The sequence below is a fragment of the Halomonas sp. DQ26W genome, assembly GCF_003339685.1.
Classification (GTDB): Bacteria; Pseudomonadota; Gammaproteobacteria; order Pseudomonadales; family Halomonadaceae; genus Halomonas.
On record NZ_QPKI01000001.1, the window covers coordinates 141541 to 159198 of the forward strand.

Below are 17658 nucleotides of genomic sequence, written 5' to 3' on the forward strand. Positions count from 1 at the left end.
TTGACCGGGTCAGAATGTCTGACCCAGTGAGAACTGGAAGAACTGGGTATCGTCGCCACTCTTTTCATTGAGGGGTTCGGCGATGCTGAAGGTCAACGGCCCCACTGGTGTCAACCAGGATAGCCCGATACCGGCACTGTAACGCAGCTCGCCCAGGTCGACACCGGAAGAGCAGTTCGACGGGCCATCACCGTCGACCAGCGGATAACAGCTGGTCAGAAAGGTATTGCCGGCATCCAGGAAGAAGCCTGTCTGAAGCGACCTCTGATCCTCGAGGAACGGCATCGGGAAGAGCAGCTCCGCGCTTCCCTCAACCAGCACATTGCCACCCAGGGTGCGATCGCGCCCTGCTTCACGTGGTGTGGTGCGCTCGCCCAGGGTGTTGGCGGTGAAACCGCGTACCGAGCCGAGTCCACCGGAAAAGAAGTTCTCGTAGAAGGGATAGGGGTCGCTACCGATACTGTCGGCATAGCCCAGGGTGGAGCCGAACTTCAGCGCCCAGGTCTCCTCCTCGTTCAAGGGAAACAGATGCTGAGCCCGTGCCCGCAGCTTGTAATAGTCGGCATCGCTGCCCGGTGCCGCGGTCTCCAGCGACAGGCGCTGATAGCTGCCCGCAGTGGGCATGATGCCGCGATTCAGGTTGTTGCGCGTCCAACTGGCGGTGAGCTTCAGACTCTGGGCATCGCCGCCCTGCTCGTCCACGTAGCGCACGATCTCCGAGGGGGTGTCGCGGTAGGTCTTGACCGTCAGATCTTCGAGGCTGGCGCCGAAGTTGAGCCGCGAGAGTTCGCTGATCGGGTAGCCGAAATTGATGCCCGCGCCATAGGCGTCGGTAGAGAAAGTCGAGATATCCGAATCGGCATAATCGGTCTCGCGATAGAACAGGTTGTAGCCCCGCGAGATACCGTCCAACGTCCAGTAAGGGTCGGTGTAGCCGAAGTTGAGGCTGGTGAATGTGTCGCTGCGCTGGGCACCGATGTTGACCCGGTTGCCAGTTCCCAGGAAGTTGTTCTGGGCCAGAGACGCCCCATATATGATGCCGGCACTCTGGGAGAAGCCAATGCTCGCAGAGATCGAGCCTGAGGGCTGCTCCTCGACAGTATAGGTGACATCCAGCTTGTCGGACTCTCCCGCCACTGGCTGGGTATCCACCTCGACCTGGCTGAAGAAGCCCAGGCGCTCCAAGCGGCGGCGCGACTGGCTGATCGATTCTGTGGAAGCGGGGGCGCCTTCCATCTGGATCATCTCGCGGCGCAACACCTCGTCCTGTGTACTGGTGTTACCAATGAAGTTGATGCGCCGCACATAGGCACGCAGCCCCGGCTCGACCATCACGGTGAGATCCACCGTCGAGCCATCTGCGCCGGGCTCCGGCACGCCCTCTACCCTGGCGAAGGCGAAGCCTTCGGCACCCAGGCGGGAACGCAGGGCTTCGGTAGAGGCGGTGACATCGCTGCGCGAGAAGATCTGGCCGCTTTGCACCTGGAGCAAGTTACGCGCTTCACGCTCACTGATCTGCAGGTCTCCGACAAAGCGGATGTCGCCCAGACGATACTGGCGCCCCTCGTCGATATTGACGGTGACAAAGATCCGCGACTTGTCGGGGCTGATCGACACCTGGGTGGAGGTGATGGCGAAGTTCACATAGCCACCATCGAGATAAAAGGAGCGCAGTCGCTCCAGGTCGCCGGCCAGCGCCTCACGAGAGTACTCGTCCCTCGAGAACCAACCGAAGAAGCGGCCGGGGCGGTCGCTGAGTTCAAAGACGTCGCGCAGTTCGTCGTCGTCGAAATCCCGGTTGCCGACGACGTTGATCTGACGGATCTTGGCCACGGCGCCTTCGTTGATGTCGATATCGACCTGTACTCGGCCTTCGTCGATCTCACGCACGCTGGCTTCGATGCGAGCGCTGTAGCGGCCCTGGGCCTGGTAGACACCCTCCAACTCACGCTGGATCTCCTCCAGGGTGGAGAGCTGAAGTACCTGCCCCTCAGCGAGCCCACCTTCGCGTAGTCCGCGACGCAGGTCCTCTTCGGAGAGCTGGCGGTTGCCGCTGATATTGAGCCGCGAGATGGTGGGGCGCTCCACCACCTGAATGACCAACACGTCACCGTCCCTGGCCAGTTGGATATCGTCGAACAGGCCGGTGGCAAACAGGCTGCGTGCCGCCTCGGCCAGTTCGCGGTCGTCCACCCGGTCCCGGGCACTGACGGGGAAGGCGTTGAAGACGGAGGCGGCGGAAACCCGCTGCAGCCCCTCCACGCGAATGTCGGTCACTTCAAAAGATTCGGCCAGCACCGTATTGGAACCGGCCAGCAGCAGAGCCGCCAGTCCGAGGGTCTTGATATTCATGCAGTCGCTTCGCTCGCGTTTATCCGCCTGCTTGTCCAGACAGGCACCTTATACATTTGTGCGGGTGACTGACAAGGCTGGAGCCGGGCTCCACTTCTCCCTGTGCCCCCGGCCGGGGGTAGAGTCGCTCGCTACCAGAGACGCATCAGATCGAAATAGAGCGCCATCAACATCAGCGTGGCAATCAGTGCCAAACCAATACGCAGACCCATCGCCTGGGTCCGCTCGGAAACCGGCCGGCCGCGGGCCGCTTCCACGAAATAATAAAGCAGGTGGCCACCGTCGAGTACCGGAATGGGCAGCAAGTTCAGCACCGCCAGGCTGATCGACAGGTAGGCCAGGAAGCTGATAAAGCTCTCCAGACCGGTGCGTGCCGTATCACCAGCCACCTGGGCGATGGTAATGGGTCCGGACAGGTTCGATGGCGAGATCAGCCCCACCAGCATCTTGCGGATAGCCCCCAGGGTCAAGAGCGTCATGTCACTGGTGCGTGTCACCGCCTGCCCCAGGGCCGCCACGGGACCATAGCGAATCTCGCGCCGATACTCTTCCGGCCACTCGACGCTTTCGACTCCGGCGCCAACGTAGCCGATGGAAACGCCGGTTTCCAGCTCTCTTTTGCCGGGCACCAACGTCAGGCTCAGCTGCTCGCCGTTGCGCGCCACTTCAAGGGCCAGGCTCTCGCCAGGGCTCGTGCGCACGATATTGACGAAATCCATCCAGTCATCGATCGGCGTGCCGTTCACCGCGAGGACCTCATCGCCGGCCTCCAGCCCGGCCTGGGCGGCGGCCTCGCCGTCGATGACCTGCCCAAGCCTGGCCGGGAAGGGCGGTTGCCAGGGAGTGATCCCCAGGGTGGCGAGCGGCTGGGGAGGGTCCTGGCGAACCAGGTAGCTCTCCACCGGCAGCCGATACGCGCGGGGCTCCTCGCTGGCATCGCCACGCGCCTGGAACGCCAGTTCGCCACTGGTACCGATGCGGGAAATCAGGCGGAGGTTTATGTCATCCCAGGAGCGTACCGCGTCGCCTTCAATCGAGACGATTTCCTGACCACTGCGCAGGCCGCTACGCTCGGCCGGTGAATCGATCGCCACATCGCCGACCACGGGTGCAACGGTCGTGGTACCGGCGACGAAAAGAGCCCAGTAGGCAACGATGGCGAGCAAAAAATTGGCCAGCGGACCGGCCGCCACGATGGCGATGCGCTGCCACACCGACTTGCGATTGAAGGCCTGGTCGAGCTGATCGTCGGGCACCGGTGTCTCGCGCTCATCGAGCATCTTGACATAGCCGCCCAGCGGAATGGCAGCGATGGCGAATTCAGTACCGTTGCGGTCGACACGGGACCAGATCGGCTTGCCAAAGCCCACCGAGAAGCGCAGCACCTTGACACCACAGCGTCGTGCCACCCAGTAATGCCCGTATTCGTGGAAGGTAATCAGCAGGCCCAGCACCACGATGACGGCCAGCACATTCTGGATCAGGCCCAAGTCAGCCTCCTTCTAGGTAACAAGATGACGGATGCCAGCGACGGTACGCTCAACGACGCTTCAACCAGTCGTTGGCAGTGTGGCGAGCCCGCGCATTGGCCTCCAGGATGGTCTCGAGGTCGGTGGCCGGCTCCATGGGCAACGATTCAAGCGTCCTCTCCACCAGTTCGGCGATGCCGGTAAATCCCAGCCGACCGGCGAGAAACGCATCCACCGCGATCTCGTTGGCCGCATTGAGCACTGCCGGCGCCGTTCCTCCGGCCACCATGGCCTCCCGGGCCAGGCGCAGGCAAGGAAAGGCCGCTTCGTCCGGTGCCTCGAAATCAAGCCGTGCGACCTGGAACAGGTCGAGGGCCTCGACCCCGGCATCGATTCGTTCCGGCCAGGCCAGGCCGTAGGCGATGGGGGTGCGCATATCGGGGTTGCCCAGCTGCGCCAGCACCGACCCGTCGCTGTAGGCGGCCATGGAGTGAATCACGCTCTGGGGGTGCACCACCACCTGTACCTGCTCCGGTCGCGCATCGAACAGCCAACACGCCTCGATCAGCTCCAACCCCTTGTTCATCAGAGTGGCGCTGTCCACTGAAATCTTCCGCCCCATGGACCAGTTGGGGTGGGCACAGGCCTGCTCCGGCGTAACCGACGCCAGCGCCTTCGGCTTCCAACCCCGGAAGGGTCCGCCGGAGGCGGTCAGCAACAGTTGGGTGACGCCGTGTTGACCCAGGCCGCCGCGATGCTCCTGAGGTAGACACTGGTAGATGGCATTATGTTCGGAATCGATGGGCAGCAGCAGGGCACCATGCCGGGCCACCGCGTCCATGAACAGGGCGCCGGACATCACCAGCGCCTCCTTGTTGGCCAGCAATACCCGCTTGGCGGCACGCACCGCAGCCAAAGTCGGCAGTAGCCCGGCAGCACCGACGATGGCAGCCATCACCACGTCCACTTCATCCGCCTCGACCACCTCGACCAGCGCCTCGACGCCGCTGCGCACCTCCGTATCCAACCCGTCATCGGCAAGCTCCCGGCGCAGCCAGGCGGCATCCTCGTCCCTGTCCAGCACCGCCACCCTTGGCCGGTGGCGCCGGCACTGGGCCAGCAGCGCCTCGCGGGAGCGATGGGCCGTGAGGGCGTGAATCCGATAACGCTCGGGATGACGTCCGACGACATCCAGCGTGCTGGTACCGATCGAGCCAGTCGCGCCGAGCACCGTGACAGTCAGCCGACGCCCTTGCTCCGCAATGACAGCAGCGCCCACCTTACAGGACTCCGAGGGAGAGCAGCGCAAACAGCGGCACGGCCGCCGTCAGGCTGTCGATACGGTCAAGGACACCGCCATGGCCGGGCAGGAGATTGCTGGAATCCTTGATGCCCCGATAGCGTTTGAGCATGCTCTCCACCAGATCACCGAGCACCGACACCAGGGTCACCACGGCGGTGACCAGTACCAAGGCCGTACCGCCGGCCAAGCCCAGTCCCTGCCAAACAACGAAGACCAGCGCCAGCAGCAAGGTGACGGCTAGCCCACCGAACACCCCCTCCCATGACTTGCCGGGGCTGACTGCCGGCGCCAGCTTACGCCGCCCCCAGGCACGGCCTGAGAAGTAGGCGCCGATATCGGCACTCCAGACCAGCAGCAGGACGAAAAGCAGCCATACCGCGCCAGTGTCGCGCAAGATGTTGAAGCCGACCCAGGCCGGCAGCAGCACCCACAACCCCATGGCCAGTCGCCGCAGCGTCGACTGCCACTGCTCTCCCTTGCCGGGGTAGTGAATCACCCAGTAGAGGTTGGCCAGCCACCCCACCAGCGCCAGCCATAGCGGCCAGACAGCCAGTATGGCGCCTGTTGCCCAGAGCAGAAGCATCAAGACGGCCAGGCCGGCCACCAGCGCCAGGCGTCGGTTCGGCTCCGTCACTCCGGCGAGGTTGCTCCACTCCCAAGCCGCCAGCAGCACGACAGCAGCCGTAAAGGCGGCGAAGGCGCCGCCCTGCAGGCCAAACAGGCCAGCCAGCATCAGCGGCGCCAGCCAGGCCGCAGTGATGATTCGCTGTCTAAGCACCTTGGGCCTCGATTTGTTCATCGGTCATGCCGAAGCGGCGCTGCCGTCGGCGAAAGTCGTCGATAGCCAGATCGAGAGCCTCGCCATCGAAATCGGGCCACAGCAGTGGCGTGAAGTAGAGCTCTGCATAGGCCATCTGCCACAGCAGGAAATTGGAGATACGCTGTTCGCCACTGGTGCGAATGCAGAGGTCCACCGGCGCCTCATGGGCTAGGCAGAGTTCGGCCTCTACGCTCTTTTCGGTGATGTCGGCGGGATCGAGCTCCCCCGTGGCGACTCGCTCGGCAAGGCGACGGGCAGCCCCGGCGATATCCCAGTGGCCGCCATAATTGGCCGCCACCACCAGATGCATGCGGGTGTTCTCACGGGTCATCGACTCGGCCCGGACGATGTACTTCTGAATCGATGAGGAGAAGGCGGAGCGGTCACCGATCACCGAAAGCCGGATACCGTTGGTGTGGAGCTTTTTCACTTCCCGCTTCAATGCGATCAAAAACAGCTCCATCAAGGCTCGTACTTCGGCTTCGGGGCGTCGCCAGTTTTCACTGGAGAAGGCGAACAGGGTAAGCGTTTCCACACCCCGCTCTGCGGCGCGCCGAATCACGGCGCGCACGGCCTCGACGCCGGCACGATGGCCACGTGCACCGGAGAGCCCACGCGCTCGTGCCCAGCGATTGTTACCATCCATGATAATCGCCACATGTCGCGGCACGTCTCCACCGGATGCGTTCTGCGGCACCTGGGAGCCTGGGGTCTGCGCTGACGTCATGATGTCTCGCAATGGAATGGGCGGGGCCTGGCGGAAGCCCCCGTAACGGAGTCGTCCGCCCGGCGCTCCTCAGACCTGCATCAGGTCATGTTCTTTCGTTTCCAGAAGCTTGTCGATCTCGGCAATGTACTTGTCGGTCAACTTCTGGATGGCCTCTTCACCCCGGTGCTGCTCATCCTCGGAGATCTCCTTCTCCTTGAGCAGGGACTTGAAGTCGCCATTGGCGTCGCGACGCACATTGCGAATCGCCACGCGGGCATGCTCGGCCTCGGCACGCGCCTGCTTGATGTAGCCCTTGCGGGTCTCCTCGGTAAGCATCGGCATGGGCACCCGAATCACGGTGCCGGCACTCGCCGGGTTCAAGCCCAGGTCGGAGGTCATGATCGCCTTCTCGATCTTGGCCACCATTCCCTGCTCCCACGGCACGATACTCAGCGTACGGGCGTCTTCCACGTTTACCGAGGCCACCTGGCTCAGCGGCACCTGGCTACCGTAATAATCCACCGTCACCGAGTCGAGGATGCTGGAGTGAGCACGCCCGGTACGGATCTTGTTGAAGTTGCCATGAAGGGCCTCGAGGCTCTTCTTCATTCGGCTTTCAGCATCTTTCTTGATGTCATCGATCACAGTGTCAACCTCTGTCTATCAGCGTGCCTTCCTTGCCGCCCATCACCAGGTTCAGCAGGGCGCCCGGCTTGTTCATGTTGAATACGCGAACCGGCATGTCATGGTCCCGCACCAGGCAGATGGCGGTCAAATCCATGATGCCGAGCTTCTTGTCGAGTGCATCGTCATAGCTCAGCATGTCGTACTTGATCGCATCGGCGTGCTTTACCGGGTCCTTGTCGTATACCCCGTCCACCTTGGTGGCCTTGACCACCACGTCGGCGTCGATCTCAATGCCGCGCAGACAGGCCGCCGAATCGGTGGTAAAGAACGGGTTGCCAGTTCCGGCGGAAAACAATACCACGTCTCCGGACGTCAGGTAGCGAATGGCGGTACGCCGGTCGTAGTGTTCCACCACCCCACTCATGGGAATAGCCGACATGACCCGTGAGCGGATATTGGAACGCTCCAGCGCATCGCGCATGGCCAGTGCGTTCATCACCGTGGCCAGCATGCCCATGTGGTCACCGGTGACGCGATCCATGCCCGCCGCATTGAGTGCAGCGCCACGGAACAGGTTTCCCCCACCAACCACGATACCCACCTGCACGCCGATACCGACCAGCTGACCGATCTCCAGCGCCATGCGGTCAAGTACCTTGGGATCGATCCCGAAGTCGTGTTCGCCTATCAGGGCCTCACCGGAGAGCTTGAGCAAGATGCGCTTGTACTTGGATTTTTCACTGCGGGACTTGTCAGGGCGGGGCTGGGCGGCACTATCGACCGGTTCAGTTGTGGGCATGGCAACTCTCCTGGGCGCAAGGGGATGAAGCTATTCTACGACGGCCGACGCGGCAGCCGGATACGAGAAGGCGTGCGCTCGCGCGCACGCCGACCTTCGAACTGAAACCTCTGACCTTAGCTGCGGCCAGCCTGTTCCATGACTTCCTTGGCAAAATCGACCTCTTCCTTCTCGATGCCTTCGCCCACCTCGAAGCGGATGAAACCGAGAACCTCACCACCCGCGGCCTTGACGAACTCGGCCACGCTCTGGTTGGGATCCTTGACGAAGGGCTGCTCGGTCAGGCTGTTTTCGGCCAGATACTTCTTCAGGCGGCCTTCGACCATCTTCTCGGCAATCTGCTCTGGCTTGCCGGCCATGTCGGGCTGGGCCAGGATAATCGCCTTTTCCTTGTCGAGCTCTTCTTGAGGCATGTCCTCGGGACGCGCGACGGACGGATTGATTGCCGCCACGTGCATGGCGACATCCTTGGCCACCTCACTGTTGCCACCCTTGAGCTCGGTCAGCACACCGATACGGCCGCCGTGGACGTATTCGCCCACCAGCCCGCCTTCTGCTGCGGCGACGACGGCACAGCGACGCACGCTAATGTTCTCACCGATCTTCTGCACCAGTTGCTCGCGAACGGTCTCGAGTTCGCCACTCATCACCGCTGCCACGTCTTCACTCTTGGCGGCGAAAAAGGCGCCGGCGATCTTGTCGGCGAAGGCCTTGAAGTTGTCGTCGCGGGCAACGAAATCGGTTTCTGAATTGATCTCCACCACCACGCCGTAGCTGCCGTCTTCGGCGACGCGAGTCACCACGGCGCCTTCGGCGGCGGTACGGCCGGCCTTTTTGGCAGCCTTGAGACCGGAGCTCTTGCGCAGATTCTCGATGGCGACTTCGATGTCACCATCGGCCTCGGTAAGAGCCTTCTTGCACTCCATCATGCCGAGCCCGGTACGCTCGCGCAGTTCCTTGACCTGGGAGGCGCTGATCGCTGCCATGGTATTCACCTCTTGATAGTTGAACCTGGATCGGTTCGACCTGGGAATAAGTGCGCCGGACCTTGGGGGTCCGGTGGAATCCCGCCCCGCATACAGGGTTGGGAGGGCTGGCTGGGGCTGTAACGGGCCCAGCCAGCCCGGACAGGAACGCCTGCCCGGATGGCTTGGCGTTACTCGGCAGCGGCAGTCGCGTCGCCGCCTTCGCCTTCGGTGACCTCGACGAACTCGTCCGGCCGACCTTCCTTCGCACGACCACAAGCGTCGGCAATCGCCTTCACGTAGATCTGGATGGCGCGGATGGAGTCATCATTGCCCGGGATCACGTAGTCGACGCCATCCGGGTCGGAGTTGGTATCCACTACACCAATGACCGGGATGCCCAGCTTGTTCGCTTCGTTGATCGCGATGCGCTCGTGATCGACATCGATGACGAACAGAGCATCGGGAAGGCCGCCCATCTCCTTGATACCGCCGATGGAACGCTCGAGCTTGTCCTGCTCGCGGGTCGCCATCAGGACCTCTTTCTTGGTCAACTTCTCGAAGGTGCCGTCCTCGCGCATGGTCTCGAGGTCGCGCAGGCGCTTGATCGACTGACGAATGGTCTTGTAGTTCGTCAGCATGCCGCCGAGCCAGCGGTGATTGACGAACGGATGGCCGACACGATTGGCCTCTTCCTTGATGATCTTGCTGGCGCTGCGCTTGGTTCCAACGAACAGGATCTTGTTGTTGGACGCGGCCATCTTCTCGACCACGTCGATCACCTCATTGAGGGCCGGCAGGGTGTGCTCGAGGTTGATGATGTGGATCTTGTTACGGGCGCCGAAGATGAACTTGCTCATCTTCGGATTCCAGTAACGGGTCTGGTGACCGAAGTGAGCGCCTGCCTTCAGCAGATCGCGCATATTGACGTGTGCCATGATGACTCCTGAAAATCGGGTTAGGCCTCCACGCACCCCATGGATCCGACTACCGAGGCGGAGCCGCGGCAGCACCCGGGACCATGTGCCGGTGCGTGTGTGTTTTTCAAGGCTATGTTATCGAAACGCGGTATGCGCCTCGTTATTGCGCCGTCACTGCTGTCGGCTCCTGGCCGAGCCACGGCCTTGAGGGAGGTTCGACGATTGCAGGAAAGCGCGCGGCTTTATACCATAGTTCGCCGACGAGATGAAGTCACCCGCCGCGCATACCCGCCATTTGCCGGGCGCGAGAACCCCTCAGAACCGAGACCCCATGAACATTCCCATCAAGACGCCCGACGAGATCGAGATGATGCGCGAAGCCGGCCGTCAGGCTGCCAGCGTGCTGGAGATGATCGCGCCGCATGTGAAAGCCGGTGTAACCACCGGCGAGCTGGACCGCCTCTGCCATGACTACATTGTTGATGAATTGGGTTCCACGCCGGCCCCCCTCAACTACCACGGCTTCCCCAAATCGATCTGCACCTCGATCAATCATGTGGTCTGCCATGGCATCCCGGACAGCGACAAGAAGCTGAAGAAGGGTGACATCATGAACATCGATATCACCGTCAAGACGGCCGACGGCTATCACGGCGACTCCAGCGTCATGTTTATCGTCGGCGAGAGCATCCAGGGCGAACGTCTGTGCCGCGTGACCCAGGAGTGCCTCTACCACAGCATCGCTCTGGTGCGTCCCGGCGCGCGCCTCTCTGAGCTTGCACGAGCCATTCAGCAGCATGCCGAGGACAACGGCTACTCGGTAGTGCGCGATTTCTGCGGCCACGGTATCGGCGCCACCTTTCATGAAGACCCTCAAGTGCTGCATTATGACGGCTACGCCCCCGAGGCAGACGCTGTGCTGGAAGCCGGCATGTGCTTCACCATCGAGCCGATGATCAACGTTGGCGGGCACCAGACCAAGGTGCTGCGCGATGGCTGGACGGCTGTGACCCGGGACAAGAGCCTGTCCGCCCAGTGGGAACACACCTTGCTGGTCACTGAAACCGGCGTCGAGGTACTGACTGCCCGCGGCGAAGAAGATCTCGCCTTCCTCGACCACTGAGTCGATCGCTCATGCTTCTGCACCACTACCGTTTTGCACCGGATGAGTCGCTGTTCGATGCCGAGACATTTCGCAGCGAACTGACCGCTAACCGTTCGCCCATCGCGCCCTTCAAGGCGGCACTCGGCGACATCCAGGCACGACTCGACGAACGCTTTCGCACCGGTGCCGACATTCGCGATCTGGTGCATGGCCGCGCCTGGTGTCTCGACCGCCTGCTCGCCATCGCCTGGGCACTACAGGCATGGCCAAACGACGATGTAGCACTGCTGGCCGTGGGCGGCTATGGACGAGGCGAACTGCATCCCCATTCGGACGTCGACCTGATGTTGCTGCTCGAGCACGACGACGACGAACCCTACCGGGAACCGCTGACCGACTTCATCACCTTCCTGTGGGACATCGGCCTGGAGATCGGCCACAGCGTGCGCTCGCTCTCCGACTGCGCGCGTGAGGCCGAAGGCGACATCACCATCATCACCAACCTGATGGAGTCGCGCACCCTGGTTGGTCCCGAGCGTCTGCGTGAGTCGATGAAGGCACGCATCGCCGCCGAGCGCATGTGGCCCGCCGACCAGTTCTTCGAGGCCAAGTGGCAGGAGCAGATCACCCGCCACCACCGCTTCAACAACTCCGAGTATCACCTGGAGCCCAACATCAAGAGCTCACCGGGTGGGCTACGCGACATCCAAATGATTGGCTGGGTGGCCAAGCGCCACTTCGGCAGCCAGCGCTATGAGGACCTGGTGGCAAACGGTTTCATGAACGACGCGGAGCTGCGCATCCTGAGCCAGGGCCAGGCCTTCCTGTGGCAGATACGCTATGCCCTGCACATGCTGACCGATCGCGCCGAGGACCGCTTGCAGTTCGATCATCAGCGCACCATCGCCGAGTTGTTCGGCTACCGCGACACTCCTGAGCGACTGGCCGTCGAACAATTCATGAAGCGCTATTATCGCCACGTCACGGCGTTGGCCGGGCTCAACGACATGCTGCTGCAGCACTTTGATGAAGCAATCCTTTGTAGCGGCGAGCGCCTGGAGTCGGTACCTCTCAACAACCGCTTCGAGATCGCAGGCGGTTATATCCAGGCCCGCAGCCGTGCGGTGTTCCGTGAACACCCCTCTGCCCTGCTCGAGCTGTTCCTGCTGATGGCCGAGCATCCCGAAATCGAGGGGGTGCGCGCCGACACCATCCGCCTGATCCGTGACCACCGGCACCAGATCGACGACCTCTACCGCGACGATGCCCGCCACCAGCACCTTTTCATGTCGCTATTGCGCTCCAGCGGCAACGTGGCGCGCCAGCTGCGACGCATGAATCGCTATGGTGTGCTGGGCAAGTACCTGCCTGAATTCGGTCAGGCGGTGGGGTTGATGCAGCACGACCTCTTTCACATCTACACCGTGGATGCGCACACTCTTCGCCTGCTGAAGTTCATCCAATGTTTCCGCGAATCCGATGCCCGCGACGAGTTTCCCGTAGCGGCTGCCCTGATCCATCAACTGCCCAAGCTTGAATTGCTGTGGATTGCCGGCCTCTATCACGATATCGGCAAGGGCCGTGGCGGCGACCACTCGGTTCTCGGCGCCCGCGACGTGGAGCGTTTCGCCGAACGGCACGGCATGACGCTGCGCGACACGCGGCTGGTCGCTTGGCTGGTGGAGAATCACCTACTGATGTCGATGGTGGCCCAGAAGCGTGACATCACCGACCCCGACGTGATCCGCGACTTTGCCCGGGTGGTGGGTGACGAAACGCGGCTGGATCACCTCTACGTGCTGACGGTGGCCGATATCAACGCCACCAACCCCACGCTGTGGAACGGCTGGCGCGCCTCGCTGCTGCGCCAGCTCCACGCCGAAACCAAGCGTGCCCTGCGCCGCGGTCTCGACAACCCGCTGGATCGTGAGGAATGGGTAGGCGAGACCCGGAGCGAGGCACGCTCGCTGCTGGCCTCAGTGGGTGCCGAGCTGTCCCGGGTCGACCGGCTCTGGGAATCTCTGGGAGAGGATTATTTCCTCCAATATGCCCCCAGTGAGATCGTCTGGCAGACCATGGGCATCCTTGCCCACGGCGGCTCTCAGCTGCCACTGATCCTGATCAGCGCCCCCACCGACGACATGTCAGACGGCGGTACCAAGGTGTTCATCCACACCCGCTCGGTGGACGACCTGTTCGCCGCCACCGCCGCCGCCATGGAACAGCTGGGGCTCTCCATCCACGATGCCCGCATCGCCACCTCGAGTAATGACTGGACGCTCAACACCTTCATCGTGCTCGACAGCCGCGGCGAGTCGATCCGCGACGCCGAGCGTATCGAGGCAATTCGCCGCCACCTGGTGGAAGAGCTCGACGACCCGGACGACTATCCCCAGATCGTCACCCGCCACACCCCGCGCCAGCTACGTCACTTCCACGTCGCCACGGAAGTGCTGATCGAGCAGGACCCGGCCAATGAGCGCACCCTGCTGGAACTCACCGCCCCCGACCGGCCTGGGCTGCTGGCGCGGGTGGGGCGCATCTTCATGGAGCAGGACATCGCCCTGTCGGCGGCCAAGATCGCCACCCTGGGGGAGCGGGTCGAGGACGTTTTCTTCATCACCGACAAGGGGGGGCTGCCGCTCACCGACCCCGAACGCCAGCAGCGCCTGCGCGAGCGGCTGATCGAGGTCCTCGACGTTTCCGGCTAGCCGGGTTTGAGGCGAGCCTGGGCCTTCCCTATAATCGGCGGTCTGCCCGCACGCCCGCAGTGCCGTGCCCTGCATCAAAACGCGAATACGACGCCGCTCCACGACGCCCTGGACACCGATGAATCCCGATCTCGACGCTCTCAAGCCCTACCCCTTCGAGAAGCTCGCCGCCCTGAAGGCCGGTGTGACGCCGCCCGCGGAGCTGGAACACGTGCCGCTGACCATCGGCGAGCCCCAGCACGCGCCCTTTGCCGGGGCACTGAAGACCCTGCACGAGCATCAGCTGGACTTCGCCCGCTATCCGGCCACCGCCGGCATGCCTGAACTGCGCCAAGTCATCGCCGACTGGGCCACGCGGCGTTTCGGCCTCGCAGGGCTCGATTCGGAATGTCAGGTGCTGCCGGTCAACGGCACCCGGGAGGCGATCTTCGCCTTCGTCCAGGCCGCCATTGACCGCACTCATCCGACCCGGATCGCGGTGCCCAATCCCTTCTACCAGATCTACGAGGGCGCCACCCTGCTTGCCGGCGGCCAGCCGCTCTACCTGGACTGCCGCGCCGAGACCGGCTTTCGCCCCGATTTCGATAGCGTGCCGGCCGAGACCTGGCGCGAGGTGCAGATCGTCTTTCTTTGTTCACCGGGCAATCCCACCGGCGCGGTGACGCCGCTGGATGATTTCAAGAAACTCATTGCCCTGGCAGATCAGCACGACTTCATCATCGCCTCCGACGAGTGCTACTCCGAGCTCTACCTGGACGAGAGTGCACCGTCTCCGGGGCTGCTCGAGGCCTGCGCTGCCCTGGGCCGGCACGACTACCGTCGCTGCCTGGTATTTCATTCGCTCTCCAAGCGCTCCAATCTGCCGGGGCTGCGCTCCGGCTTCGTCGCCGGCGACGCCGGCCTGATAGCCCCCTTCAAGCGCTACCGCACCTACCATGGCTGCGCCATGTCGCTGCCGCTGCAGCACGCCTCGATCACCGCCTGGAACGACGAGGCCCATGTGCGGACCAACCGAGACGCCTATCGCGAGAAGTTCGCCGCCGTCACCGAAATCCTCGCACCGGTGATGGCGTTTCCTGCCCCGGAAGCGAGTTTCTACCTGTGGCCGTCGGTACCGGGGGGCGATGACGAAGCCTTTACCCGGGCGCTATTCGCCGAGGAGCATGTCAGCGTACTGCCCGGCTCCTATATGGGCCGAAAAATCAATGGTGAGAATCCCGGCGCGGGCAGGATCCGCCTGGCGTTGGTGGCCGAACTCGAGCCCACCGTGACAGCTGCCCACCGAATTCGCCGCTTCATTGAAAGGAGGGCATGATGCTTACCCTTTTCATGATCAAGAACTGTGATACCTGCCGCAAGGCGCGCAAGGCCCTGGATGAGAAGGGCCTGCCCTATCAGGTTCACGACCTGCGCAAGGATGGCCTCTCGGCGGCCCTGCTCGAGCATATCCTCGCCCGAGTGCCGGTGATGGAAGCCCTCAATCGGCGCAGCACCACCTGGCGCAACCTTCCCGAGGAGGACAAGAAGGAGATCGACGCCAACAAGGCCCGAGCGCTGATCATGGCCAACCCCACGCTGCTCAAGCGGCCGCTGCTCGATACCGGCGACGACATCATTCTCGGCTATCGCGATGGCGACTACGACACCCTGAAGGGCTGACGCCGACCTACCCTTACCTGACACGAGGACACCCCATGCTGAGCTTTGCTTTCGGAATCGGCACCCAGAACACCCAGGGCGACTGGCTGGAGATCTACTATCCCGCCCCCCTGCTCAACCCCGACGACAGCCTGGTCGACGCCATCGGCAAGGTGCTCGACGTCCCCGCCGGCAATGCCACGGTCAGCTTCCTGCCCGAGCACTGCGCCGCCCTGGGAGAAGCCCTCAAGGCCGCCGGCCATACCGCCCAGGCCGAGCTGGTCGACGCCTTTGCCGCCAGCCAGCGGCCGCTGGTCGCCATGTTCCTGGAGAGCGACCTGCCGCCGCAGAGCGCACCCGAGGTCTATCTCAAGCTGCATCTGCTGTCGCACCGCCTGGTCAAGCCGCACCAGCTCGACCTGACCGGCATGTTCGGCCTGCTGCGCAACATCGCCTGGAGCAGCGAAGGCCCCATCGACATCGAGGAGCTGCCGGCCCGTCGTCTCAAGGCGCGGCTGGAGGGTCGCACCCTCTCGGTGGACTGTGTCGACAAGTTCCCCAAGATGACCGACTACGTGGTGCCCACCGGCGTGCGCATCGCCGACACCGCCCGGGTGCGCCTGGGTGCCTACCTGGGTGAAGGCACCACCGTGATGCACGAAGGCTTCGTCAATTTCAACGCCGGCACCGAGGGTCCGGGCATGATCGAGGGCCGTATCTCGGCGGGCGTCATGGTCGGCAAGGGCTCCGACCTGGGCGGCGGCTGCTCCACCATGGGCACCCTCTCCGGCGGCGGCAATATCATCATCAAGGTGGGTGAAGGCTGCCTGATCGGCGCCAACGCCGGTATCGGCATTCCGCTGGGCGACCGCTGCACCATCGAGGCCGGGCTCTACATCACCGCCGGGGCCAAGGTCACCCTGCTCGACGACCAGAACCAGGAGGTCAAGACCGTGGCCGCCCGCGAACTCGCCGGCCATGACGACCTGCTGCTGCGTCGCAATTCACAGAACGGCCGCATCGAGTGCCTGACCAACAAGAGTGCCATTGCACTCAACGAGGCGCTGCATGCCCACAACTGAGCCCCTCTCCCCGACCCTGGCGCTGGCCATCGAGCTGATCCGTCGCCCGTCGGTGACGCCCGACGACCTGGGCTGCCAGGCGTTGATGATCGAGCGGCTCGAGCGCATCGGCTTCCATGTCGAGCAGCTGCCGTTCGGGGACGTGGAGAACTTCTGGGCGACACGCGGCCATCACGGCCCGATGCTGGCCTTCGCCGGCCATACCGACGTGGTGCCGAGCGGCCCTCATGTGCACTGGGACTACCCGCCCTTCGAGCCCTGCATCGACGATGAGGGGATGCTCCGGGGGCGAGGAGCCGCCGACATGAAGGGCAGCCTGGCGGCGATGATCACCGCCGCCGAGCGGTTCGTTGCGGCCCACCCCGACCACCACGGCAAGATCGGCTTCCTGATCACCTCCGACGAGGAAGGGCCGGCGGTGGACGGCACCCGCGCCGTGGTCGAGCACCTGCGCGAGCGCCACGAGCGGCTCGACTACTGCGTGGTCGGCGAACCCTCCTCCACCGACGAACTCGGGGACGTGATCAAGAACGGTCGGCGCGGCTCGCTGGGCGGCGTGCTGCACATCAGGGGCAAGCAGGGCCACGTGGCCTACCCGCACCTGGCGCGCAACCCCATCCATCAGGCCATGCCGGCACTGGACGCCCTGGTGCGGGAACACTGGGATGCGGGGAACGACTTCTTTCCCGCCACCAGCTTCCAGATATCCAATATCCGCGCGGGCACCGGCGCCACCAATGTGATTCCCGGTGACGTGGAGGTGATCTTCAACTTCCGCTTCTCCACCGAAGTGACCCATGAGCAGCTGCGCGAACGCACCGCCGCCATACTCGACGGCTTCGGCATCGAGTATCATATCGACTGGACGCTGAACGGCGAGCCCTTCCTGACACCCGAAGGGGAGCTGGTGGAAGCCGCCCTCCACGGCGTCGAGGCGGTACTCGGCCGCACGCCGGCGCTCTCGACCTCCGGCGGCACATCGGACGGACGCTTCATCGCCACCCTGGGCAGCCAGGTGGTGGAGCTGGGGCCACGCAACGCCACCATCCACCAGGCCAACGAACGCGTCCTGGCCGCCGACCTCGACGAGCTCAGCCGGATCTACGAAGCGATCCTGGCCAGGCTCTTCGTCAACGGCACCGCCCAGCCCTGAGGGTT

15 protein-coding genes are annotated in these 17658 nt (G+C 63.5%); 6 read left to right on the forward strand and 9 right to left on the reverse strand.

What is annotated here, in order from left to right; all coding sequences use genetic code 11:
* Positions 1-9: 9 nt before the first annotated feature.
* The 9 genes from bamA to rpsB form a co-directional block, all read right to left on the reverse strand.
* Positions 10-2352 carry an outer membrane protein assembly factor BamA gene (bamA, locus tag DU490_RS00625; RefSeq protein ID WP_258801078.1) on the reverse strand — a complete coding sequence of 781 codons (2343 nt, stop codon included), beginning with the start codon at positions 2350-2352 and terminating at the stop codon, positions 10-12.
* A 131-nt stretch (positions 2353-2483) separates the two neighbouring features.
* The gene (rseP, locus tag DU490_RS00630) at positions 2484-3842 is read right to left on the reverse strand and encodes an RIP metalloprotease RseP (RefSeq protein WP_114572408.1); all 1359 of its coding nucleotides are present in this window, start codon (positions 3840-3842) and stop codon (positions 2484-2486) included.
* A 49-nt stretch (positions 3843-3891) separates the two neighbouring features.
* Complete coding sequence (ispC, locus tag DU490_RS00635) at positions 3892-5100, reverse strand: 1-deoxy-D-xylulose-5-phosphate reductoisomerase (RefSeq protein ID WP_258801079.1); 1209 nt, start codon at positions 5098-5100, stop codon at positions 3892-3894.
* A 1-nt stretch (position 5101) separates the two neighbouring features.
* Positions 5102-5902: a phosphatidate cytidylyltransferase gene (locus DU490_RS00640; RefSeq protein ID WP_114572409.1), complete on the reverse strand. Its 801-nt coding sequence runs from the start codon at positions 5900-5902 to the stop codon at positions 5102-5104.
* Complete coding sequence (gene uppS / locus DU490_RS00645) at positions 5895-6671, reverse strand: polyprenyl diphosphate synthase (RefSeq protein ID WP_114572410.1); 777 nt, start codon at positions 6669-6671, stop codon at positions 5895-5897. Before uppS ends, DU490_RS00640 begins: the two co-directional genes overlap by 8 nt.
* A 69-nt stretch (positions 6672-6740) precedes the next feature.
* Positions 6741-7298 carry a ribosome recycling factor gene (frr, locus tag DU490_RS00650; protein WP_114572411.1) on the reverse strand — a complete coding sequence of 186 codons (558 nt, stop codon included), beginning with the start codon at positions 7296-7298 and terminating at the stop codon, positions 6741-6743.
* Between the two features lie 4 nt (positions 7299-7302).
* On the reverse strand, positions 7303-8079 hold the full coding sequence (gene pyrH / locus DU490_RS00655; RefSeq protein WP_114572412.1) for a UMP kinase: 777 nt from the start codon (positions 8077-8079) through the stop codon (positions 7303-7305).
* 116 nt (positions 8080-8195) lie between these two features.
* Complete coding sequence (gene tsf, locus DU490_RS00660; RefSeq protein WP_114572413.1) at positions 8196-9065, reverse strand: translation elongation factor Ts; 870 nt, start codon at positions 9063-9065, stop codon at positions 8196-8198.
* A gap of 170 nt (positions 9066-9235) precedes the next feature.
* Positions 9236-9982, reverse strand: coding sequence for a 30S ribosomal protein S2 (gene rpsB, locus DU490_RS00665; RefSeq protein WP_114572414.1), 747 nt, complete (start codon positions 9980-9982; stop codon positions 9236-9238).
* 313 nt (positions 9983-10295) lie between these two features.
* Between rpsB and map the strand changes: the two genes are divergently transcribed.
* From map to dapE, 6 genes are all read left to right on the forward strand, one after another.
* A complete protein-coding gene (gene map / locus DU490_RS00670) occupies positions 10296-11087 on the forward strand; it encodes a type I methionyl aminopeptidase (RefSeq protein ID WP_114572415.1) in 792 nt (263 codons plus the stop codon).
* Between the two features lie 11 nt (positions 11088-11098).
* Positions 11099-13780, forward strand: coding sequence for a [protein-PII] uridylyltransferase (locus DU490_RS00675; RefSeq protein WP_114572416.1), 2682 nt, complete (start codon positions 11099-11101; stop codon positions 13778-13780).
* 118 nt (positions 13781-13898) lie between these two features.
* Positions 13899-15095 (forward strand): succinyldiaminopimelate transaminase, encoded by a 1197-nt coding sequence (gene dapC, locus DU490_RS00680; RefSeq protein ID WP_114572417.1) that lies wholly within the window; start codon positions 13899-13901, stop codon positions 15093-15095.
* The gene (locus DU490_RS00685; protein WP_114572418.1) at positions 15095-15439 is read left to right on the forward strand and encodes a Spx/MgsR family RNA polymerase-binding regulatory protein; all 345 of its coding nucleotides are present in this window, start codon (positions 15095-15097) and stop codon (positions 15437-15439) included. The genes dapC and DU490_RS00685 overlap by 1 nt, the downstream gene beginning before the upstream one ends.
* Positions 15440-15474: 35 nt before the next feature.
* Positions 15475-16500, forward strand: a complete 1026-nt coding sequence (dapD, locus tag DU490_RS00690; protein ID WP_114572419.1) for a 2,3,4,5-tetrahydropyridine-2,6-dicarboxylate N-succinyltransferase — start codon at positions 15475-15477, stop codon at positions 16498-16500.
* The gene (dapE, locus tag DU490_RS00695; RefSeq protein WP_114572420.1) at positions 16487-17653 is read left to right on the forward strand and encodes a succinyl-diaminopimelate desuccinylase; all 1167 of its coding nucleotides are present in this window, start codon (positions 16487-16489) and stop codon (positions 17651-17653) included. Before dapD ends, dapE begins: the two co-directional genes overlap by 14 nt.
* Positions 17654-17658: the final 5 nt, after the last annotated feature.